Source organism: Bacillus sp. SSR7 (genome assembly GCF_055902415.1).
The window spans coordinates 444,018-464,267 of the sequence record NZ_JBVVXV010000002.1; the positions used below are offsets into that span (position 1 = coordinate 444,018).

Below are 20,250 nucleotides of genomic sequence, written 5' to 3' on the forward strand. Positions count from 1 at the left end.
CATGAAGATTTCGAAAGAAGGAGAAAAGTTTTTAATTGATACGAAAGTGTATTTAATAACGAAAGGAATGAAAGAAGAAGATGTGGATGCTTTTTTAGAAGATGCAGAGATTCATTTAATTGAAGGTGAGAAAGAAGGAAAAACGGTAAGTGATATATTTGGTGATTCGCCAAAAGAGTATGCGGAAGAATTAGCGAAGGAGATGGAAAAGGATAAAGGCGGGAGTATAAAGACTATTTTAGGAATGATAATTGGAATAGGGGGATATTGGTTACTTACAAATATTTTATTTGAAAGCCCAAATCATGAATTCACATTAACGAATGTACAATTAATTGGATACCCAATTGTATTAATGATTACGATTGTAGGAATTATATTTGCTTTTAAAATGTCATCATTTAAGAGCAAAGTAAAAGAATTTAGCATTATTTATGTAGCAGCATTGCTACCAATTTTATTACTAGTATTATTAATGTTTATGAATAAATGGTATGGGACGCCTGTATTACAATTAACGACTATACAAAGTTATATACTAGCTGGAGTTATCTTGTTAGTACTGTTAATTGGGGAAGCGTACATACTTGGCTGGATTGGGATATTAGCTGTTATTTTCCCGCTATTTATTATGTTTGTATTTAAAGAATTAGGGAAGCAAAACCCGTATTTGGGAATGTTAGAGCCTTTACTTCTGTACGGAAGTTTATATGGATTAATGAGATGGTCTTTAAAAATTGAAGAGAGAAAAAGTGTAAACTAGTTGAATGCTAATTTTTATTAAGAGGAGAACAAATATGCAAAGTATATTTTAAGGTATATTGTCTATTGTATTTTTAGGTTTAGCAATTTTCAGGTTATGTTTTATCCTTCGGTTTAATAGGTAAAGGGCTGCTCTGGATATGCCAAAAATTATTTCCAAAGAAATATCATATAGAGATTTTTAGAGTAATTGTATTTATGTTTAGTTGTATATTTGCATCCGTTGCAGCCGGAATTTGGTTTGTTGATTGGAATATATTATTTTAAACAGTAACAAAATTGTTACTGTTTTTTTCTTTGCAATAAAGAGCTTTGTAAAGAGAGTGCTTTTTGTTCGTTCGTTAATAGAGAATGAATAGGAACATTTTCAGGGCGCGGGACTATCGGGTACATAAGATTTGTTGGGGAAGGATGATGCTCCGAGCCAATTGGAGAATGAGGATCTGCGTGAGTAAGTTTTCCGTGAACACGTCTTGTAAATAAAATATGACCGATTTCGTGAGCGAGCGTATATATATTTTTCATAGGAGCAGCCGAGTTTGTTAAAACGATATACCCTGTAAGTTGTTGCTGTTTTGCTAAAGAGTAAGCGCAGGCAATTACTGCTGTTTCTTTGAAATAATCACTGCCAATATAACAAATGTAAAGGTCGCATGCAGGAGCTTCATTTACACAAGTTTGGAAAAAGGATGCTAATTTTTCCTGACTTTGAATAGAATTTTTATAACTAATTTCACGGTCAGAAAAACGGAAAATTTCATTTAAAATAATTACTTCTTGAATTTGAAATGTAATCGGGTGCCAAATTGACTCTGCAACCGCTAAATCCTTTGCGATACGGTCATCAGAAATATCGGCGCCTGGAGTAATGCAAATACATATATTGACGTATGGATCCATAAGGAACACCTCAACTGAAAAAGTTCTTCCTATAATATATGTGGGGAAAAGATGTCATGTATGGATAAACGCCTTCTTTATTGAATATATAGATGACAAGTCGAAAAAATTTCATAGTTCTATAACGTAGTGTGATCATCTTTTTGATATAGTAAAGAAAAGGGGGAGAATATATGTATACATTAAAAATCGTTTCAGACAGAGAAGCTCTTTATCAATTTGCAAGTTATGTAAGAGTTGTTCAAGGGGTGGAAGATGTATATGTAGAGGTGGGAGAACCTTTATATGAACATCCATTAATGAAATTTTATGTACATATTAAGCTTGAGGGAACATATGAGCAACAGAAAGCGTTACAAGAAATAGCAAGATTAGTAGAACTAGGGCGTTTTACATATGTCCATTATCGTAATGATGAAATTGAAGAAGCTTTTGAAGCTGTAAAATATGAAAGTTTTAAGAAATAAAGGTGAAAAAAGGAGGCGAAAGCTTCCTTTTTTTCTTTAAAATTACATCAACAAAAGGAGAAAAATTTTGTTATGATAAGGAAGGGTGAGGAAAGGAGAGTTTACATATTGGGGTATATTGAAGAGTTACGCAAAGTCGTTGGTACAAGGCCGCTTATTCTAGTAGGATCAGCAATTATTATCTTAAATGATAATCAAGAAGTATTGCTTCAATATCGTTCAGATACATTTGATTGGGGTGTACCTGGCGGGGCGATGGAGCTAGGAGAAACGACAGAAGAAACTGCTCGCAGAGAACTGTTTGAAGAGACGGGACTAAATGCGAAAATTATGCAATTTATCGGGGTTCTTTCGGGAAAAGAAGTGTACTTCCAATATCCAAATGGAGATGAAATTTTTAATGTCATACATCTGTATCAGGGGCATCATGTGAGTGGAGAATTAAGGCTTGACCATGAAGGATTACAGCTTCAATATTTTCCGGTAGATAAGTTACCGAATTTGAATAAAACAACAGAGAAGATTTTACAAAAATTCCTATACGCATTAACAGAATAGAAGGTTAATTCCTTCTATTTTTATTATATTAAATATTTTGATTTTTTAGTATGTTTATAGTATGATAAGTGTAGACATACATCTTATGGAATTTCACCTAAAAACTGACTAGGGTACATAAGAGAGGGGCAAGTGCAAAATGCATAATGTTGTTATTACAGCTGCAGTTCGTTCGCCAATTGGAACTTTTGGGGGAGCGCTAAAAAATGTAACGCCAGTAGAATTAGCTGTTCCTGTACTTCAGGAAGCTGTAAAACGGGGCGGGGTAGAACCACACGAAGTTGATGAAGTGATTTTAGGCCATTGTATTCAAAGAACTGATGAAGCAAATACGGCGAGAACAGCTGCATTAGCGGCAGGATTTCCTGACACAGTTACGGGCTATACAATCCAACGCCAATGTTCTTCAGGTATGCAAGCAATTATGTCGGCTGCAATGCAAATTCAATTAGGTGTAAGTGAAGTTGTCGTTGCAGGTGGAGTAGAAGCAATGAGTTCAAGCCCTTATGCATTGAAACAACACCGCTGGGGACAACGCCTACAACACGGAGAAATTCGTGATACGGTGTGGGAAGTGTTAGAAGATCCGATTCATCATATTATGATGGGGGAAACAGCGGAAAATTTAGTTGAACAATATGAAATTACAAGAGAGGAACAAGATGAAGTTGCGCTTCGCAGTCATACATTGGCACTGAAGGCAATCCAGTCTGGATACTTTGACGATCAAATTGTTCCTATTACGATAAAAGAACGTAGAAAAGAAGTAGTATTTTCGAAGGATGAACATCCACGTGCTGATATTACAGCAGAAAAATTAGCTGGATTAAAACCAGCTTTCCGTAAAGGCGGATCAGTAACTGCAGGGAATGCATCTGGCCTGAATGACGGAAGTGCGGTTCTAGTATTAATGAGCGAAGAAAAAGCGAAAGAAAAAGGCTTACAACCGTTAGCTAGAATTGTTGGGTATTCAGTAGCTGGAGTGGATCCGAAAATTATGGGTATTGGACCAGCACCAGCAATTCGTAAAGGATTAGAAAAAGTAGATTGGTCATTAGAAGATGCAGATTTACTGGAAATTAATGAAGCTTTCGCTGCGCAATACTTAGCTGTAGAGAAAGAATTAGGTTTAGATCGTGAAAAAGTGAATGTAAACGGTAGTGGTGTAGGACTTGGACATCCAATTGGTTGCACAGGAGCTCGTATTACTGTAAGTTTAATTCATGAATTGAAAAGACGTGGGTTAGAAAAAGGAATTGCCTCTCTATGCGTCGGCGGCGGTATTGGGGTAGCATTATTTATAGAAGCACTATAAAAAAGAAGCAGCAATCGCTGCTTCTTTTTTTTAAGAATCAAATAAATGATGAAATAATCGATCGCGATTTTCAAAGAAAAGTTTCGTCGTTTGGTAATGCTCAGTTTCTTCTAATGTGGATTCGTGAATCCCTTCTTGTGTTAAAGAGTATATAGTGGATTCAGGATAAGCCATTAAAATAGGAGAATGCGTCGCGATAACAAATTGTGAACCTTGTTCCGCTAGTTCGTGCATTCGAATGAGCATAGAAAGTTGTCTCATTGGTGATAGGGCGGCCTCGGGCTCATCTAAAATGTATAAACCTTGTCCTGAAAAACGATTTATAAATAAGGAGAAGAATGACTCACCATGTGATTGTTCGTGTAGTGAGGTACCACCATATGAGTCAATAATTGGATTTCCACGTGCGTATGAATCGGCATCCATTTCATCAATATAAGAAGCAACGTTATAAAACGATTCAGCGCGAAGAAAGAAACCGTCGTTTGGTGTATTGAAACTTTTGGAAATTCGAAGGTATTCATGTAAAGATGAATGTGAATTGTTTGTGCTAAAGTGGAAGTTTTTCGTTCCACCTTCTGCATTAAATCCTAAAGCAATTGCAATCGCTTCGAGTAATGTTGATTTACCCGTCCCGTTTTCTCCAATAATGAATGTTACATTTGGGTGGAAAGCTAGTGATTGTAATGTTCGGATAGCGGGTAGACAGTAAGGATATACGGAAAAACTAGGGATATTTTCTTTTTTTAATGTGACATTTTTTAAAAAGGGTACGTCAATCAATATAGAAACCTCAATTCATAACAGATTTTGATTCTAAAAAGGCAGCAAATACAAGTGTAAGACAGCTTGTAGCGAAAATTGTATACTGAAGTGCGCCAAAACCGAGACCTTCCCAACCGAAAGTTATCCTCTTCCATATAAAAATGAAAAGAACGCTCATAAAGCCAACGAAAGTGGGCGTGTATTTTATAATTTTTAAATGATTCCATAGAAAAAATCCAATGTATGTACTTAAAAACAAGGTAAACAGAACAAGAAAAAAGACAAGTGTTAATGACACGTGAACCCCTCCTTATTTTCTGAATATTTCATGTGGATTATATCATTTAAACTATCATATTCCAATGTGAAAATAAATATTGCATGGATATTATTCATATCGTTATGATAGTATGTAATCTATTGTAATTCTAAAAAGGAGCCAAAACATGCCGTTTACATTTGCACATCCAGCAGCAGTTCTTCCTTTTATGAAAAAACAGTCCAAATCTATTTCAGTAACGGCTCTTATATTAGGGAGTATGGCGCCTGATTTTGAATATTTTTTACACTTTAGACCGTATGGTATTATTGGCCATACATGGCTTGGGTTCTTATATTTAAATTTACCACTTGTATTTCTGCTCGCATATATGTATCATTACATTTTAAAAAAGCCGTTTATAACGCATTTACCTAAACCATTTGCTGGCTACTATATTTATGCGGTAGATGAGAGGTGGGGGCTTCATACATGGAAAGATTTCTTTGTATTTTGCTATTCCGCTTTATTTGGTATGCTCACGCATGTCGTTTGGGATGCATTTACTCATCATACAGGCTACTTCGTTATGAAAATACCATTTTTACAAAGAGAATTATATAGTATTCCAGTGTATAAATATATGCAGCATGGGAGTACATGTGTCGGTTTATTATTACTATTGTACGTACTATGGAAGTATAAAGATGAAACAGGAAAAGATATGATGATAGCTTCAGAAAAAAGGAAGTATTGGATTTCGGCAATCATTGTGGCAGTTCTTATATTTGTCGTTCACACGTTCGTAGATCCCTATTTTCATATTTTCCAAATAGGAGGTATAATAGTATCTGGACTAACAAGTTCGTTTTGTGGACTTCTCATTGTTTCCATAGTTTACAAAGCAAAGGACTAATTAATATTAATGAATGATAGTGTTAGGAGAAATTATATGATGAAAGCATGGAAAAGTATTTTTGTTTTATGTAGTTTTCTTCTTATGTTAAGTGGTTGCTTCCATCAAGAAGAAAAGAAAGTTGAACCGAAGAAGAAAGAATCTATTCCTGAAACAAAAGAATATGGTGGGCGTGAGCTGAAAAAAGTAGGACAAAAAGTGAAAGAAACTGGCTGGGGTACTTTTAAGTTAGAACAGATTCATTCAGTAAATCAAACATTTGAAGTAGCACCAATGAAAATTCACGTACAAGATGTGAAAGTAATCTCTTTATCGCAGATGAGTAAAGACGCAAAAAATACATTAAAAGTATATACGGCATTAACTCCTGAAGAAGTAAAGCGTAGATTAGGAGATAAAGTCAGTCAAGAAGATGCGGAGTTATATGCATCGCTAAGTGGTACAGAGATTAGTGATACGATTCGTTACGTTGAAATTACATATAAGGTGGAAAATAGCGGGAATAAAAATATACAATTTTTCTCTATGAATGATGTTGCGATTAATGATAAACAACATTTTAAAGTAGCAACGCAAAACTTTTTATATGATGAAGATACGCTCGTTGGTACAAAAAATGTATCAAGGGAAGACTATAAGCCTGGTGAAACAAGAGATGGTATTATCGGCCTAATACTTGATGATGGAAAAGAAAAGGTAAAGGATATTAAATTTACAACAGATAATGTAATCGCAGCAGATACAGAAACGCAAGATGTTGTAAAAGAGCCACAAACTTTTAACATCTCACTTTCTGAGTAAGTTGTTTTTAAATATATGTAAGAAAAAACAGTCAGCGCTCAAACTATTATGCTGACTGTTTTTTCCGTTCTTCTATGTATGAATCTACACTTTGAAAAGGCACCTTAATTTTAAACGCATCTTTTTGTTCATCAAATTGCTTTTCATTATAGGGGCCAAAACGTTTATTATGCTTTACGTCAATAATCCAATAATGCTCGCTTTTTTTATTTGCAATTGCCCCGTCAGGATTATTCGGATCTGACTTTTCCTCAGTTTGTTTTGCAATAATGTATTTATCATCCCAGGCTATGTCTGTAATTTTTGCAGGAATGTATTGTGTGGCGTATACAGCATCTTGCGTGGGGAAAAGTTCAAATGCATTTCCAGAAGTACGTATGAGCTCGTATTCATCGTTAATCGTATATGTTATATGATTTGTATTTCCAGAACAACCGGCTAATAGGAATGCGACGAATAGGATTATCCATTTTTTCAATATGGGAACCTCCTTTACAATGCTGTTGTAACACATTGTACAAGAAAAGTAAGAGAAACGCTAGTTTACAATGTTTTTTAGAAGTGGTACGATGAGACGGGTAAAGAAGGATATGAAGGAGTCGACATAAAAATGAAGTTAAAGATGCATCGTCCAGCGCTTGTAATGAATCGCATAGGTGCCTCCCTAATTGACATGTTTTTAATCTCGGTTATGTATGGTGCAGTAGTAGCTGTTATGACTGGAAATTATAGTGCTATTTTTAATCGCTTTAATATTAGTTTTGGCGATTATAGATATGATCTTGCAGTAGTTTTTATATTAATGGCGATATATTTTATTTTGCTACCCTTTATTTGGAACGGTGTAACACTTGGTAAAAAGGTAACGAGAATAAAATTAATTTCATTGAAGAGTGAAAAGTTAACGTTACAAACATTAACGATTCGATTTTTTGTATTGTTATTACCGAACATATTACTACTTGGAATTCCGGTGTTGTGTAACGTATATATGATGTTATTCCGCAAAGATAATTGTGGTTTTCAGGATTTAATTACAAAAACGAAAGTGATAAGTCTTGTATAACAAAAAAGAGACCTTTTTATATAAAAAGGTCTCTTTTTTGTTATGCAAATATATTTTAATGGATATATCACAAGGAAAAAGTTAATCTATATCATTTTTGGGTTAAATAGATTGAAAATTAAGAAAATGTTATAATGATTAAAATAATATGTTTATATAATAAGGAGGAAATTGAAATGACTGGAGGTAGCGTAATCTTTTGGGGGATTTTAATTTTCATCGGTTTAGTGTTCGATCAGCGTAATAGTAAGAAAAAAGAAGAAGTAAAAAAGTAATCGCTTACAAATGAATAAGCAACTTTTCTTGCTTGCAGACTAATCTCATAAAGGGGTATACTGAATGACGGTAAGACTTATAGAAGGGGTAATGAAAATGAAGCTTGCAGGAAAAGTTGCCATCGTAACTGGCGGTGGCATCGGTATTGGACGTAATACAGCTCTTTTGTTGGCTAAACAAGGCGCAAAAGTAATTGTGACGGATATCGATCAAGAAAGTGGACAAGCAACAGTGGAGGAAATTACGAATCTAGGCGGAGAAGCACTTTTTGTATCCTATGATATGGAAAAACAAGGAGATTGGCAGCGCGTAATCAGCATTACTTTGAATGCATTCAGTCGCATTGATATGCTTTTTCAAAATGCTGGTTTATATAAAATAGATTCTATATTTTCACGCCAACAAGAGAACGATTCCAATGTACTTTGTATTAATGACGTATGGATAGAGATAAAACAATTAACGTCATCTTTTATGAAACAGCAAGAAGAAGTGGTGCTGAGTGACTTACCAATTTTCGGTATTATTGGCACGAAAGGACAATCATTTCATACAGTAGAAGCCCTCGTATAATAGTGAAAACCGCCCTCAATATATGTGGACGGTTTTTTTGTATGAAAATTATTTTTTAACGAATGCGTTGTTCGGTTTGACTATCAAAGAAATGCGCTTTATTCATATCAAATGCTAGTTTAATTTGGTCACCGGGTGAAAATGTATGTCTTGCATCAACACGTGCTGCAAAATCTTGATTTCCAAGTTTCATATATAAAATAGATTCAGCACCTAATAACTCAGCAACTTCAATTTTTGTTGTGAAGGCAGTAGATTGTGAAGCTTCTAAAAATAATAGTTCATCATGAATGTCCTCAGGACGAATACCTAAAACAATATCCTTATTTACATAGCCTTGTTCACGTAATATCTTCATTTTTCCCTCAGTTACTTTAATTTTTACAGCATTGTCTATAACGAAATCGGTTTCAGTTAATTTACCACGGAAGAAATTCATCGCTGGAGAGCCGATAAATCCACCAACAAAAATATTTTCAGGTGTTTCATATACTTCTTTTGGAGTACCAATTTGTTGAATTTTTCCGTCTTTCATAACAACAAGACGAGAAGCCATTGTCATCGCTTCAGTTTGATCATGTGTTACATAAATTGTTGTCGTTCCAAGGCGGTGGTGTAACTTAGAAATTTCTGAGCGCATTGCAACACGTAATTTAGCGTCCAAGTTAGATAAAGGCTCGTCCATTAAGAACACTTTCGCGTCTCGAACGATTGCTCTCCCTAACGCAACACGTTGACGTTGTCCACCGGATAAAGCTTTCGGTTTTCTATCTAAATATTGTTCCAGTCCTAAAATTTTTGCTGCATCTTTCACACGACGATCAATTTCATCTTTTGGTATTTTTCTAAGTTTTAATCCAAATGCCATATTATCATATACACTCATATGTGGATATAGAGCATAGTTTTGGAAGACCATTGCGATATCGCGATCTTTTGGAGGGACATCATTCATTAGCTTACCATCAATTGAAAACTCTCCTTTTGAAATGTCTTCAAGTCCAGCCACCATTCGTAATGTTGTAGATTTTCCGCATCCAGAAGGACCGACAAATACGATAAATTCTTTATCTTGAATGTGTAAATTGAAGTCTGTTACAGCTGTTACGTTATTATCATATATTTTATAAATGTGTTCTAATTTCAGTTCTGCCATGGTATTTCCCCCTAGAAATAATTATGCAAACGTTTTCTTTGAGTTCATTATAAACGAATAGATTCAAAAAATAAACAAAAAAATAAAACGTTTTCATAAATTAGAAGAATATTAGTAAATTTCGTATGTTTTCTTAGAAAAATAAGAATAAAAGTTGTAAGCGCTATTTTAAATTAAGATAGAATCTGTTATCATTCATTAATGAAAACGTTTGCGCCTTGAAAAGAGAAAATCGAATTATGAATGAAATGGGGTAGCATAATGGAAAAACAGTGGTGGAAAGAAAGTGTAGTATATCAAATTTATCCTCGTAGCTTTATGGATAGCAACGGTGATGGTATCGGGGATCTTCGCGGTATTATTTCAAAGTTAGATTACTTAAAAGAATTAGGGATTGATGTAATTTGGTTATCACCAGTCTATGAATCTCCAAATGATGATAATGGTTATGATATAAGTGATTATTGTAAAATTATGAATGAGTTCGGAACAATGGAAGATTGGGATGAGCTATTACATGAAATGCATGAACGTAATATGAAACTTATGATGGACTTAGTTGTTAATCATACTTCTGATGAACATAATTGGTTTATTGAATCACGTAAATCAAAAGATAATAAATATAGAGATTACTATATATGGCGCCCTGGAAAAGAAGGAAAAGACCCGAATAACTGGGGAGCAGCGTTTAGTGGATCAGCATGGCAGTATGATGAAATGACAGATGAATATTATTTACATTTGTTTTCTAAAAAACAGCCAGATTTAAATTGGGATAATGAAAAGGTAAGGCAAGATGTTTATGAAATGATGAAGTTTTGGTTAGAAAAAGGAATTGATGGCTTCCGTATGGATGTTATTAATTTTATTTCTAAAGAAGAGGGATTACCAGCTGTTGAAACAGAAGAAGAGGGGTATGTTTCAGGTCATAAGCATTTTATGAACGGTCCAAACATTCATAAATATTTACATGAAATGAATGAAGAAGTATTGTCTCATTATGATATTATGACGGTTGGTGAAATGCCTGGTGTAACGACAGAAGAAGCGAAATTGTATACCGGGGAAGAACGAAAAGAACTGCAGATGGTATTCCAATTTGAACATATGGATTTAGACTCAGGAGAAGGCGGAAAATGGGATGTAAAACCATGTTCACTCTTTACTTTAAAAGAGAATTTAACGAAGTGGCAAAAAGCATTAGAACATACAGGCTGGAATAGTCTGTATTGGAATAACCATGATCAGCCTCGCGTTGTATCTCGTTTTGGTAATGATGGAATGTATCGCATTGAATCTGCGAAAATGTTAGCGACGGTGCTTCATATGATGAAAGGAACACCGTATATTTATCAAGGAGAAGAAATTGGAATGACAAACGTCCGATTTGAGTCGATTGATGAATATCGAGATATTGAAACGTTAAATATGTATAAAGAAAAAGTGATAGACCGTGGTGAAGATATAGAAAAAGTAATGGAATCTATTTATATAAAGGGTCGTGATAATGCTAGAACTCCGATGCAGTGGGATGATCAGAATCACGCTGGATTTACAACAGGTGAACCTTGGATTACGGTAAACCCTAATTACAAAGAAATTAATGTGAAACAAGCGATCCAAAATAAAGATTCAATTTTTTATTATTATAAAAAATTAATTGAGTTACGCAAAAATAATGAAATAGTTGTGTATGGATCATATGATTTAATATTGGAGAATAATCCATCTATTTTTGCATACGTAAGAACATATGGAGATGAAAAACTTCTTGTTATTGCAAACTTTGCTGCGGAAGAATGTATATTTGAATTGCCTGAGGACGTTAGTTATAGTGAAGTAGAGTTACTCATACACAATTACGACGTAGAGAATGGACCTATAGAAAACATACCATTACGTCCGTATGAAGCAATAGTATTCAAATTGAAATAAGAAAAATCCTTATACCGTTTTGGTATAAGGATTTTTTTACTACCATTTTAATATGGAGAATCCATATGGAGGAAGTGTAATTTGTAATACACTTGCTTCCGCTGAAAATTCTTCGTTTGTATAAATGTTAATGATTTTCTTTCCAGTAACATGGAGAGGGAGTGAAGCTGTAATGTCACTATTAGTCGGATTTAAAACGAAAAAGATCGTTTCATCTTCGTATGTTTTCGTATAAGAAATATAATTATGTTCATCATTTGCTTCGATAAATTGGAAAGTACCATGTCCTCCAAATGCTTTATATTGCTTTCGTAATGAAATTAATGTTTGTACATGTGTAAGTAATAGATGATCTTGTTCTTTCGTATCCCAAATCATACATTTGCGACAAGCTGGATCCATACCACCGTCCATGCCAATCTCGTCTCCATAATAAATACAAGGAGAGCCGATGAAAGAAAGATGGAATACATAAAGTAACTGTAACTTATTTTTATCTCCGTTACATGTTGTCAATATTCTTGGTGTATCATGACTGTCTAATAAATGAAATGCTGCTTCATTTACATTCATAGAGTAGGAATGGAGAGATTCTGTAATTTGTTTCATAAATTCATTTGCTTTAATGGAATCGTTGGCAAAGTAAGATAGTAGAGCATTTGTGACAGGATAGCTCATTACAGCATCAAATTGATCTCCTTGTAACCATGGAAGTGCATCGTGCCAAATTTCTCCTAAAATATATACTTCAGGATTTAATGCTTTTATCTCGCTTCGGAATTCTCTCCAAAAGCTATGATCGACTTCATTTGCTACATCAAGGCGCCACCCGTCTATATTGAATTCTTTTACCCAATAACGCCCTACTTCAAGTAAGTATTCTTTTACATCCGGGTGTGCAGTGTTTAATTTTGGCATATACGGTGTAAACGCGAAAGTATCATAATTCGGAAGTGGCTCAGTTCTAATAGGGAACTCATGAATATGAAACCATTCTTTATATGCTGACTGTTCACCATTTTCTAGTACGTCTTGAAATTTATCGAAAAAGTATCCACTGTGATTGAATACGGCATCGAGCATTACTTTTATACCATGTGTATGACATGCCTCAACGAGTTCTTTGAATGTTTCTTTTGTGCCAAATTGCGGATCGATTTCCATGTAGTCAATTGTGTCATATTTATGGTTTGAATGTGCTTTGAAAATAGGTGTGAAATATATTCCCGAAATTCCAAGCTTAACAAGGTAATCGAGTTTTTGCATAATACCAGCAAAATCTCCGCCGAAAAAATTAGTTGGAGTTGGTTCAGCGCTTCCCCAAGGAAGGGTGTTTTCTGGATTCAACGTATGATCTCCATTAGCGAACCGTTCTGGGAAAATTTGATACCAAACAGTATCTTTAATCCAGGAAGGTGCTTTGAATACATCATTTGCATGAATAAATGGAAAACAAAAAAAGTTACCAACGTCATCATTTGGAATGCTGGAAAAAAATCCGCGTTCTGCATAAATAAGCGTTTCTGTCTCTGCTTTTAATTCAAAGCCATAACGTAAGCGCTTAAATTTCGGCTCGATGGAAATGGACCAATAATCAAATAATGCAGTAGAACCAGTTTTTTTCATCGGTGCACTTAAAGAAATCCACTTCCCGTCTGTCCATTCATAAGGATCACCATAAATAAGATTGGTGCTTTGAACATCGTCTTTTTTCGTACGTATTCGGATATGAATCGTTTTTTCATCGTAAGCGTATGCGTAATTATCTTTTGGCCTATGATAGATGGCGTCTTTAAGCATATAAAAAATCCCCCTTTACTATCTCTATGCATATTGTTCCCTTAAGTATCATAATAAAGCATATGTTGCAAACGATTGCCTTTTGCATAGCTTTAATATTGCTTATAAGAGTAGTATTCATTTCGTATAAAGTCAATGTACAAAGAGTATAGTAATAATATTTTTAAAATTAATATTTGCAAAATGAATAAAAGAATGTATAATGATAGACAAATAGCGCAAACGTTTTCATAGATTGAGATATTGTTTGCGCTTCTATTAAACCATTCAATGCAAACGTTTTCAATTAGTAGGGTACATATACAATTCAGGGAGGTTTTTGGGATGAAGAAAGCATTATCATTATTAACGGTTTCAGCATTATCAATTGGTATGTTATCTGCATGTGGACCGAAAGATTCAGGGAAAAAAGAAGAAAGTAAAGCAAAGAAAGATTATGATCTACTCGTTTGGGAAGATGATAAAAAAGGTGTTGGTTTAGAACCAGCAGTGAAAAGCTTTGAGGAAAAATATAAAGTAAAAGTAAAAGTTGTTGAAATGCAAATGACAGATCAAGTGAAGAAGTTACGCCTTGATGGACCAGCGGGGACGGGACCAGATGTTGTAACATTGCCACATGATCAAATCGGAAATGCAGTAACAGAAGGTTTACTTTCTGAAGTGAAAGCTGACGATGCTGTAAAGAGTAAATTTACTGATTCATCAATAGAAGCACAGACATATAACGGAAAATTATACGGTTTACCAAAAGCAATTGAGACACCAATCTTTATTTACAATAAAAAATTAATGCCAAAAGCACCAGAAACGATGGACGAGCTGTTTAACTTCTCAAAAGAATTTACGAAAGATGGCAAATACGGGTTCTTAACGCTAGGAGATAACTTCTACTTTGCTAATGCATTCATGGCAGGTATGGGTGGTTATGTGTTTGGTGAAAAAGATGGAAAGCCAAATGCAAGTGATGTTGGATTAAATAATAGCGGAGCAGTACAAGGTGCTGAATATCTTCAAAAATGGTACAAAGAAAAGTTATTCCCGAAAGGTATTATCGGTGAATCTGGTGGACCTGCTGCTGATGGACTATTTAACGAAGGAAAAGCAGCATCTATCATGAACGGTCCATGGGCGTTCCAAGCAATGGAAAAGAACGGAATTGATTATGGCGTTGCTCCAATGCCAAAATTACCAAACGGTCAACCAATGAAAACATTTGTTGGTGTTAAAGGATGGCATGTAACAAGTTTCTCTAAACAAAATGATTTAGCTACAAAGTTCACTGAATGGGTAACAAATGAAGAGAACGCAAAAATTCGATTTGAGAAAACGAAAGAAATTCCTCCAGTAAAAGCAGTAATGGAAGATCCAATCATTAAAGACAACGAAGCTGCAAAAGCAGTTGCAACACAATCTGAAAATGGAATTCCAATGCCGAACATTCCAGAAATGCAAGAAGTATGGAAACCAGCTGGAGATGCACTTCAATTAGTTGTTACGGAAAAAGAGGCACCAAAAGCAGCACTTGACAATGCAGTGAAGCAAATTAAAGGTAATATTGAGGCAAATCATAGTAAGAAAAAATAAGGTGAAATTCGTGCCTCTCATATAAGGGGCACGAATTCTCTCCCAGAAAAAAGGGGGAAGGAACATGCAAACATCTATGGAACCAGCAAACGGTTTAAACGGTTCAAAACATAGGAAAATGGCAACCATGTTATCTATCATTCCAGGCGTGGGCCAAATGTATAACAAGCAATTTGTAAAAGGTCTTATTTTTCTAGTCTTAACAGGTTCATTTATTGTAGCCTTTGCTGATTTATTAAATATGGGATTATGGGGAATTGTAACGCTTGGTACAGAAGTTCCACGTGACCATTCTGTCTTTCTATTAGTAGAGGGAATCTTGGCACTCATCGTCATCGTGTTTGGACTTGGAATATATGCATTTAATTTATATGATGCATACCAAAACGGGAAGAAACGGGATATAGGAACACCTTTAAACTCTGTAAAAGAGCAATACCGTAATTTACTAGATCAAGGTTTTCCATATTTAATGGTTTCACCAGGGTTTCTATTACTTATCTTTGTCGTTGTCTTTCCAATCATTTTCGTAATTTTAATTGGATTTACGAACTATGATTTATATCATTCTCCTCCAGCTAAATTAGTAGATTGGGTAGGGTTTAAAAACTTTATTGATATCTTTACATTACCGATGTGGAGAGAGACATTTTTAAGTGTATTTTCTTGGACTGTCATTTGGACATTCGTTGCAACGACATTACAAGTTGCGCTTGGTATTTTCTTAGCAATTATCGTAAATCAGCCTGGTATTAAAGGGAAGGCGATTATTCGAACAATCTTCATTTTACCGTGGGCGGTCCCAGCATTCGTATCTATTCTTGTTTTCTCTGGTATGTTTAATGAAACATTTGGAGCAATTAACAATCAAGTACTAGCTTTATTCGGAATTGAAAAGATTGCTTGGATGACAGATCCATTTTGGGCGAAGATTGCTTTAATTATGATTCAAACGTGGCTTGGATTCCCGTTCGTCTTTGCAATGACAACAGGTATACTGCAATCGATTCCAGGAGAATTATACGAAGCGGCTACAGTAGATGGAGCTACAGCTTGGCAACAGTTTCGTAAAATTACATTGCCACTTGTTCTATATGCAACAGCACCAATATTAATTACGCAATATACGTTTAACTTTAATAACTTTAGTATCATCTATCTATTTAACGGCGGAGGTCCTGCTGTAGCTGGACAAGACGCAGGTGGAACAGATATTTTAATTTCATGGATTTATAAGTTAACGATGACTTCCGCGCAGTACGGAAAAGCAGCAGCTCTTACAATGATCTTATCGTTAATCGTTATTACAGTTGCGTTATGGCAATTTAAGAGAACAAAATCATTCCAAGAAGAGGATATGATGTAAATGAATATTAAAAGACAAAAGATGTTACGTCTCTCATTAAGTTATCTCGTTATTTTCGTAATGTGTGCCATCATTTTCTATCCATTATTATGGATTATTGGCTCATCGTTTAATCCGGGTGATAGTTTATCTGGATCAAGTATTATTCCGCAAAATGCAACGCTAGATCATTATCGTAAGTTATTAGACTTAGAGAATAGTAATTATTTACTATGGTATAAAAACACATTAAAAGTAAGTGTTTTAACGATGGTTTTCTCAGTGTTAGCAATTAGTTTTACTGCTTATGCATTTTCGAGATACCGTTTTGTTGGAAGAAAAAATGGTTTACTAACATTTTTAATTTTGCAAATGATTCCAAACTTTGCAGCGTTAATCGCTTTATACGTATTAGCGCAGTTAACAGGATTAATTGATACGCACCTTGCATTAATTTTAATTTATGTAGGCGGGGCAATTCCAATGAATACATGGCTTATGAAAGGGTATTTTGATACGATCCCGAAAGAATTGGATGAGTCAGCTCGTATGGATGGAGCAGGACATTTCCGTATTTTTTGGCAAATCATTATGCCACTTGCAAAACCAATCGTAGCGGTTGTAGCGTTATTCACTTTCATCGGTCCATTTACAGATTTCATTTTAGCGAGTATTATTTTGCGCACACCAGAAAATTATACGTTAGCAGTTGGATTATATGAAATGGTGGCGAAGAAATTTGGAAATGAATTTACAACGTTCGCAGCGGGTTCAGTATTGATTGCAATCCCAATTTCAATTTTATTCCTATCACTACAAAAATACTTTATCTCTGGTTTAACTGCTGGAGGTACGAAAGGATGAAAAATGGGACATTATGTCCCATTTTTCTTTTCATCTCCCTATAAATAAGTTTATAGGGAGATGAAAAGAGATTTGACATCCCATATGAAAAGAAGTGAAATAAATAGTATATTATAGTATAGGAAAAAAGAGCTCTATCCCTTACAATACATGGAGAGGGAGAATATGATAGGTTTTACAAGATAGAATCAATGAAAGTTTATGACTTCTCCTATTACTTGCAACGGGTGCAAGATGAAAATATATAAAATGGCAGAGAAGTGAAAGGAGGGGGATTTTTATGACAGTTACAATTAAAGATGTGGCGAAGAAGGCGAATGTAGCACCATCTACCGTTTCTCGTGTAATTGCTGATAATCCAAGTATAAGTGAAAAAACAAAGCGTCGTGTTCGGAAAGTAATGAGTGAACTAGGGTATCATCCTAATTTAAACGCAAGAAACCTAGCTAACCAAACAACAAAAACACTTGGCCTTGTTATGCCAAGTTCTGCAAGTAAAGCTTTTCAAAATCCGTTTTTCCCAGAAGTTATAAGAGGGATTAGTTCATTTGCACATGTGGAAGGGTATGCACTTTATATGTCGACAGGTGAAACGGAAGATGAAATTTTTAATGGTGTTGTAAAGATGGTGCAAGGGCGCCAAATTGGTGGTATTATTCTTTTATATTCAAGAGAGAATGATCGGATTATTCAATATTTACATAAACAAAATTTCCCGTTTGTTTTAATTGGGAAACCATATGATCGAAAAGATGAAATTACATATGTAGATAATGACAATTATACAGCTGCAAGAGAAGTGGCAGAATATTTAATTTCATTAGGTCATAAACAAATCGCGTTCATCGGCGGTGGATCAGATTTACTTGTAACGAGGGATCGTTTGGCTGGTATGAGTGATGCTTTAAAATTAGCAGACATTGTATTACCAAAAGAGTATATTTTACATTTTGATTTTTCAAGAGAAAGTGGTCAACAAGCCGTGGAGGAATTAATGGGATTGAAGCAACCACCGACAGCAATTATGGCAACGGATGATCTAATTGGACTTGGTGTGCTAAGTGCACTTTCTAAAAAAGGATTTGTTGTACCGAAGGATGTTTCAATTGTAAGTTTTAATAATGCTTTATTATCAGAAATTTCGAGTCCGCCACTTTCAACAGTTGATGTGAATATATATCAGCTAGGATATGAAGCTGCAAAAGCTTTAGTTGATAAAGTAGAGAATGCAGAGTCTACTGCAAAGTGTATCATTATTCCGCATAAATTACTGAAGCGTCAAACTTGTGATCATTATGCATAAAAAAAGCTAAGAGTTTAACTCTTAGCTTTTTTTTGTAGAAAGGCTTCTAAACGGTCACAGCCTTCTTTTAAAGTTTCAATACTATACGCATAGGACAAGCGAAGGTAGCCTTCCCCATATTCAGAGAATGCTGTTCCGGGAACGACGGCAAGTCCAGCTTCTTTCACAAGATCAAGTGCAAAATCAAATGATGAAGATGTTAAATGGCCAACATATGGGAATAAGTAAAATGCACCGGTTGGCTTTTCAACTGTTAAGCCCATTTGAATGAGTCTATTATATACGTAATCACGGCGTTTTTTGTATTGATGACGCATCATTTTTGGTGCATCTTTAGCAGCTGTTAATGCTTCAATTGCAGCATATTGAGCGATTGAAGTAGCGCACGTTACGTTGTATTGATGAACTTTTAATATATGCCCAGCTAAATAGTCTGGTGCGAATAATAGACCGATACGCCAGCCAGTCATAGAATGCGATTTTGATAAACCGTTAATGACGATAGTCTTTTCGCGCATTTCTGGGAAATGAGCGATCGATGTATGTGTTTGTTCATATACAAGTTCGCTATAAATTTCATCAGAAAGGACGAAAATATTTTTATCTTTTAAAACATTTACAATATCCTGTAGTTCTTCTTTTGATAAAGTTACACCAGTTGGATTAGAAGGATATGGAAGTACGACGCATCTTGTTTTTTCTGTAATGGCATTTTTTAGTGCATCGGCTGTTAAACGGAAGCCAGTTTCACGAACATCTATAAATACAGGCGTTGCACCGCATAATCGAATAATAGGTTCGTATCCTGGATAAATGGGAGCAGGTAAGATGACTTCTGTTCCTGGCTCTAGAATCGTTCGAAATGCAACATCAATTGCTTCACTAGCACCGATTGTAACGATGGTTTCGTTTTCAGGTGAATAATGTAAATCGTAGTTATCTTTTACAAAGTTACAAGCTGCCTTGCGTAATTCTAGTAAACCAGCGTTATGTGTATAGCTTGTATAATTTTCTGTAATAGCCCGTTTTGCCGCTTCTTTTACGAGAGAAGGTGTAGGAAAATCAGGTTGTCCAATTGTTAAAGAGATAAGATTATCATAGTTTTGAATCATGTTAGAGAATTGACGGATTCCAGAAATTTGGATGTCCTTCACTCTAGGGTTAATGAATTGTTCCATTGTATCTCCCTTTCTTCCGTTTGAAAATTAAGTTCATTTTAACATATTTTCTATGATTTCGCTTGCGTATATGTTACGTAGAAAGAGAGGGATAATAGAAAAAAAGCCGCTGTAAGCGACTTTTTAATATCCGTACTCCCAATCTATTTCATCTTCATTCCAAAGTACAGAGGATACTTTGCCAAGGTGAACAACTGATTCATTCACAGCGCATGTGCAATTTTCTTCTCCTGTTTTATGCTGTAACTCTTCATATACTGATTTTTCAACATTTTCTAGAACAACCAAATTTTCTTCTTTTAAAACAAGCGTAGTACCCGCCATATTTATCTTCCTCCTACTAAAATAATGATCACTTATTTGTAAACATAGATAGTATGGATTATATGCTGTATTTTGCTATAGTTGTCCATCTCATGAAGTA

The 20,250-nt window shown here is 34.9% G+C and carries 22 protein-coding genes and 1 pseudogene; 15 read left to right on the top strand and 8 right to left on the bottom strand.

Annotation, left to right across the window (positions count from 1 at the left end; genetic code table 11):
• Window position 1 precedes the first annotated feature (1 nt).
• Together AC0NJG_RS06430 and AC0NJG_RS06435 are read left to right on the top strand one after the other, a co-directional pair.
• Window positions 2-763 carry a DUF1129 domain-containing protein gene (locus AC0NJG_RS06430; protein ID WP_087954415.1) on the top strand — a complete coding sequence of 254 codons (762 nt, stop codon included), beginning with the start codon at window positions 2-4 and terminating at the stop codon, window positions 761-763.
• Window positions 764-852: 89 nt separating this feature from the next.
• Window positions 853-1,029: pseudogene (locus AC0NJG_RS06435) on the top strand (DNA-binding protein); the annotation flags it as partial.
• Window positions 1,030-1,044: 15 nt separating this feature from the next.
• On the opposite strand, the gene AC0NJG_RS06440 reads toward AC0NJG_RS06435, so the two are convergent.
• Window positions 1,045-1,662, bottom strand: coding sequence for an ImmA/IrrE family metallo-endopeptidase (locus AC0NJG_RS06440; protein ID WP_087954416.1), 618 nt, complete (start codon window positions 1,660-1,662; stop codon window positions 1,045-1,047).
• A 173-nt stretch (window positions 1,663-1,835) separates the two neighbouring features.
• Here AC0NJG_RS06440 and AC0NJG_RS06445 point away from each other — a divergent pair, with 173 nt between their 5' ends.
• The 3 genes from AC0NJG_RS06445 to AC0NJG_RS06455 all read left to right on the top strand — a co-directional run bounded on the left by AC0NJG_RS06445 (window position 1,836) and on the right by AC0NJG_RS06455 (window position 4,002).
• Window positions 1,836-2,129, top strand: coding sequence for a DUF3928 family protein (locus AC0NJG_RS06445; RefSeq protein ID WP_087954417.1), 294 nt, complete (start codon window positions 1,836-1,838; stop codon window positions 2,127-2,129).
• Between the two features lie 108 nt (window positions 2,130-2,237).
• Window positions 2,238-2,687 carry an NUDIX hydrolase gene (locus tag AC0NJG_RS06450; protein WP_474062931.1) on the top strand — a complete coding sequence of 150 codons (450 nt, stop codon included), beginning with the start codon at window positions 2,238-2,240 and terminating at the stop codon, window positions 2,685-2,687.
• A gap of 139 nt (window positions 2,688-2,826) precedes the next feature.
• Entirely contained in the window at window positions 2,827-4,002 is a 1,176-nt protein-coding gene (locus tag AC0NJG_RS06455; protein ID WP_087954419.1) for an acetyl-CoA C-acetyltransferase, read from the top strand.
• 30 nt (window positions 4,003-4,032) lie between these two features.
• Here the strand turns inward: AC0NJG_RS06455 and AC0NJG_RS06460 are convergent, their stop codons facing one another.
• Together AC0NJG_RS06460 and AC0NJG_RS06465 are read right to left on the bottom strand one after the other, a co-directional pair.
• Window positions 4,033-4,785 (bottom strand): AAA family ATPase, encoded by a 753-nt coding sequence (locus AC0NJG_RS06460; RefSeq protein WP_474062932.1) that lies wholly within the window; start codon window positions 4,783-4,785, stop codon window positions 4,033-4,035.
• 10 nt (window positions 4,786-4,795) lie between these two features.
• Window positions 4,796-5,065 (bottom strand): hypothetical protein, encoded by a 270-nt coding sequence (locus tag AC0NJG_RS06465; protein ID WP_087954926.1) that lies wholly within the window; start codon window positions 5,063-5,065, stop codon window positions 4,796-4,798.
• Between the two features lie 148 nt (window positions 5,066-5,213).
• On the opposite strand from AC0NJG_RS06465, the gene AC0NJG_RS06470 reads away from it, so the two are divergent.
• Window positions 5,214-5,942, top strand: a complete 729-nt coding sequence (locus AC0NJG_RS06470; RefSeq protein WP_087954421.1) for a DUF4184 family protein — start codon at window positions 5,214-5,216, stop codon at window positions 5,940-5,942.
• 36 nt (window positions 5,943-5,978) lie between these two features.
• Window positions 5,979-6,743, top strand: coding sequence for a hypothetical protein (locus tag AC0NJG_RS06475; protein WP_087954422.1), 765 nt, complete (start codon window positions 5,979-5,981; stop codon window positions 6,741-6,743).
• Between the two features lie 46 nt (window positions 6,744-6,789).
• On the opposite strand, the gene AC0NJG_RS06480 is transcribed toward AC0NJG_RS06475, so the two are convergent.
• Window positions 6,790-7,221, bottom strand: a complete 432-nt coding sequence (locus tag AC0NJG_RS06480; protein ID WP_048550603.1) for a DUF3997 domain-containing protein — start codon at window positions 7,219-7,221, stop codon at window positions 6,790-6,792.
• Between the two features lie 132 nt (window positions 7,222-7,353).
• Between AC0NJG_RS06480 and AC0NJG_RS06485 the strand changes: the two genes are divergently transcribed.
• From AC0NJG_RS06485 to AC0NJG_RS06495, 3 genes are all read left to right on the top strand, one after another.
• Complete coding sequence (locus tag AC0NJG_RS06485; protein WP_048550602.1) at window positions 7,354-7,809, top strand: RDD family protein; 456 nt, start codon at window positions 7,354-7,356, stop codon at window positions 7,807-7,809.
• A gap of 176 nt (window positions 7,810-7,985) precedes the next feature.
• Window positions 7,986-8,084 (top strand): flagellar motor protein, encoded by a 99-nt coding sequence (locus AC0NJG_RS06490; RefSeq protein WP_087954423.1) that lies wholly within the window; start codon window positions 7,986-7,988, stop codon window positions 8,082-8,084.
• A gap of 64 nt (window positions 8,085-8,148) precedes the next feature.
• Complete coding sequence (locus AC0NJG_RS06495; RefSeq protein WP_000218416.1) at window positions 8,149-8,658, top strand: SDR family NAD(P)-dependent oxidoreductase; 510 nt, start codon at window positions 8,149-8,151, stop codon at window positions 8,656-8,658.
• Window positions 8,659-8,713: 55 nt separating this feature from the next.
• Here the strand turns inward: AC0NJG_RS06495 and AC0NJG_RS06500 are convergent, their stop codons facing one another.
• Complete coding sequence (locus AC0NJG_RS06500) at window positions 8,714-9,814, bottom strand: ABC transporter ATP-binding protein (RefSeq protein ID WP_474062933.1); 1,101 nt, start codon at window positions 9,812-9,814, stop codon at window positions 8,714-8,716.
• A gap of 261 nt (window positions 9,815-10,075) precedes the next feature.
• On the opposite strand from AC0NJG_RS06500, the gene malL reads away from it, so the two are divergent.
• Window positions 10,076-11,752, top strand: a complete 1,677-nt coding sequence (gene malL, locus AC0NJG_RS06505; RefSeq protein WP_474062934.1) for an oligo-1,6-glucosidase — start codon at window positions 10,076-10,078, stop codon at window positions 11,750-11,752.
• Window positions 11,753-11,791: 39 nt separating this feature from the next.
• Here the strand turns inward: malL and AC0NJG_RS06510 are convergent, their stop codons facing one another.
• Window positions 11,792-13,552 (bottom strand): alpha-glycosidase, encoded by a 1,761-nt coding sequence (locus AC0NJG_RS06510; RefSeq protein ID WP_087954425.1) that lies wholly within the window; start codon window positions 13,550-13,552, stop codon window positions 11,792-11,794.
• A 324-nt stretch (window positions 13,553-13,876) separates the two neighbouring features.
• Between AC0NJG_RS06510 and AC0NJG_RS06515 the strand changes: the two genes are divergently transcribed.
• The 4 genes from AC0NJG_RS06515 (at window position 13,877) to malR (ending at window position 18,648) form a co-directional block, all read left to right on the top strand.
• Window positions 13,877-15,136, top strand: coding sequence for an extracellular solute-binding protein (locus tag AC0NJG_RS06515; RefSeq protein ID WP_087954426.1), 1,260 nt, complete (start codon window positions 13,877-13,879; stop codon window positions 15,134-15,136).
• Between the two features lie 64 nt (window positions 15,137-15,200).
• Window positions 15,201-16,502, top strand: a complete 1,302-nt coding sequence (malC, locus tag AC0NJG_RS06520; RefSeq protein WP_001194989.1) for a maltosaccharide ABC transporter permease MalC — start codon at window positions 15,201-15,203, stop codon at window positions 16,500-16,502.
• Entirely contained in the window at window positions 16,503-17,345 is an 843-nt protein-coding gene (gene malD / locus AC0NJG_RS06525) for a maltosaccharide ABC transporter permease MalD (RefSeq protein ID WP_087954427.1), read from the top strand. It begins immediately after the preceding gene.
• A 280-nt stretch (window positions 17,346-17,625) separates the two neighbouring features.
• Complete coding sequence (gene malR, locus AC0NJG_RS06530) at window positions 17,626-18,648, top strand: maltose operon transcriptional repressor MalR (RefSeq protein WP_087954428.1); 1,023 nt, start codon at window positions 17,626-17,628, stop codon at window positions 18,646-18,648.
• A 14-nt stretch (window positions 18,649-18,662) separates the two neighbouring features.
• On the opposite strand, the gene AC0NJG_RS06535 is transcribed toward malR, so the two are convergent.
• Both AC0NJG_RS06535 and AC0NJG_RS06540 read right to left on the bottom strand, forming a co-directional pair.
• Window positions 18,663-19,826, bottom strand: coding sequence for an aminotransferase A (locus AC0NJG_RS06535; RefSeq protein WP_048550590.1), 1,164 nt, complete (start codon window positions 19,824-19,826; stop codon window positions 18,663-18,665).
• A gap of 123 nt (window positions 19,827-19,949) precedes the next feature.
• Complete coding sequence (locus AC0NJG_RS06540; RefSeq protein WP_000929285.1) at window positions 19,950-20,150, bottom strand: hypothetical protein; 201 nt, start codon at window positions 20,148-20,150, stop codon at window positions 19,950-19,952.
• Window positions 20,151-20,250 lie beyond the last annotated feature (100 nt).

Coding starts and splice junctions, on each gene's coding strand:
- AC0NJG_RS06430 (WP_087954415.1), top strand. CDS start 2: ATGAAGATTTCGAAAGAAGGAGAAAAGTTTTTAATTGATACGAAAGTG.
- AC0NJG_RS06440 (WP_087954416.1), bottom strand. CDS start 1,662: ATGGATCCATACGTCAATATATGTATTTGCATTACTCCAGGCGCCGAT.
- AC0NJG_RS06445 (WP_087954417.1), top strand. CDS start 1,836: ATGTATACATTAAAAATCGTTTCAGACAGAGAAGCTCTTTATCAATTT.
- AC0NJG_RS06455 (WP_087954419.1), top strand. CDS start 2,827: ATGCATAATGTTGTTATTACAGCTGCAGTTCGTTCGCCAATTGGAACT.
- AC0NJG_RS06470 (WP_087954421.1), top strand. CDS start 5,214: ATGCCGTTTACATTTGCACATCCAGCAGCAGTTCTTCCTTTTATGAAA.
- AC0NJG_RS06475 (WP_087954422.1), top strand. CDS start 5,979: ATGATGAAAGCATGGAAAAGTATTTTTGTTTTATGTAGTTTTCTTCTT.
- AC0NJG_RS06485 (WP_048550602.1), top strand. CDS start 7,354: ATGAAGTTAAAGATGCATCGTCCAGCGCTTGTAATGAATCGCATAGGT.
- AC0NJG_RS06490 (WP_087954423.1), top strand. CDS start 7,986: ATGACTGGAGGTAGCGTAATCTTTTGGGGGATTTTAATTTTCATCGGT.
- AC0NJG_RS06495 (WP_000218416.1), top strand. CDS start 8,149: ATGACGGTAAGACTTATAGAAGGGGTAATGAAAATGAAGCTTGCAGGA.
- AC0NJG_RS06500 (WP_474062933.1), bottom strand. CDS start 9,814: ATGGCAGAACTGAAATTAGAACACATTTATAAAATATATGATAATAAC.
- malL (WP_474062934.1), top strand. CDS start 10,076: ATGGAAAAACAGTGGTGGAAAGAAAGTGTAGTATATCAAATTTATCCT.
- AC0NJG_RS06510 (WP_087954425.1), bottom strand. CDS start 13,552: ATGCTTAAAGACGCCATCTATCATAGGCCAAAAGATAATTACGCATAC.
- AC0NJG_RS06515 (WP_087954426.1), top strand. CDS start 13,877: ATGAAGAAAGCATTATCATTATTAACGGTTTCAGCATTATCAATTGGT.
- malC (WP_001194989.1), top strand. CDS start 15,201: ATGCAAACATCTATGGAACCAGCAAACGGTTTAAACGGTTCAAAACAT.
- malD (WP_087954427.1), top strand. CDS start 16,503: ATGAATATTAAAAGACAAAAGATGTTACGTCTCTCATTAAGTTATCTC.
- malR (WP_087954428.1), top strand. CDS start 17,626: ATGACAGTTACAATTAAAGATGTGGCGAAGAAGGCGAATGTAGCACCA.
- AC0NJG_RS06535 (WP_048550590.1), bottom strand. CDS start 19,826: ATGGAACAATTCATTAACCCTAGAGTGAAGGACATCCAAATTTCTGGA.
- AC0NJG_RS06540 (WP_000929285.1), bottom strand. CDS start 20,150: ATGGCGGGTACTACGCTTGTTTTAAAAGAAGAAAATTTGGTTGTTCTA.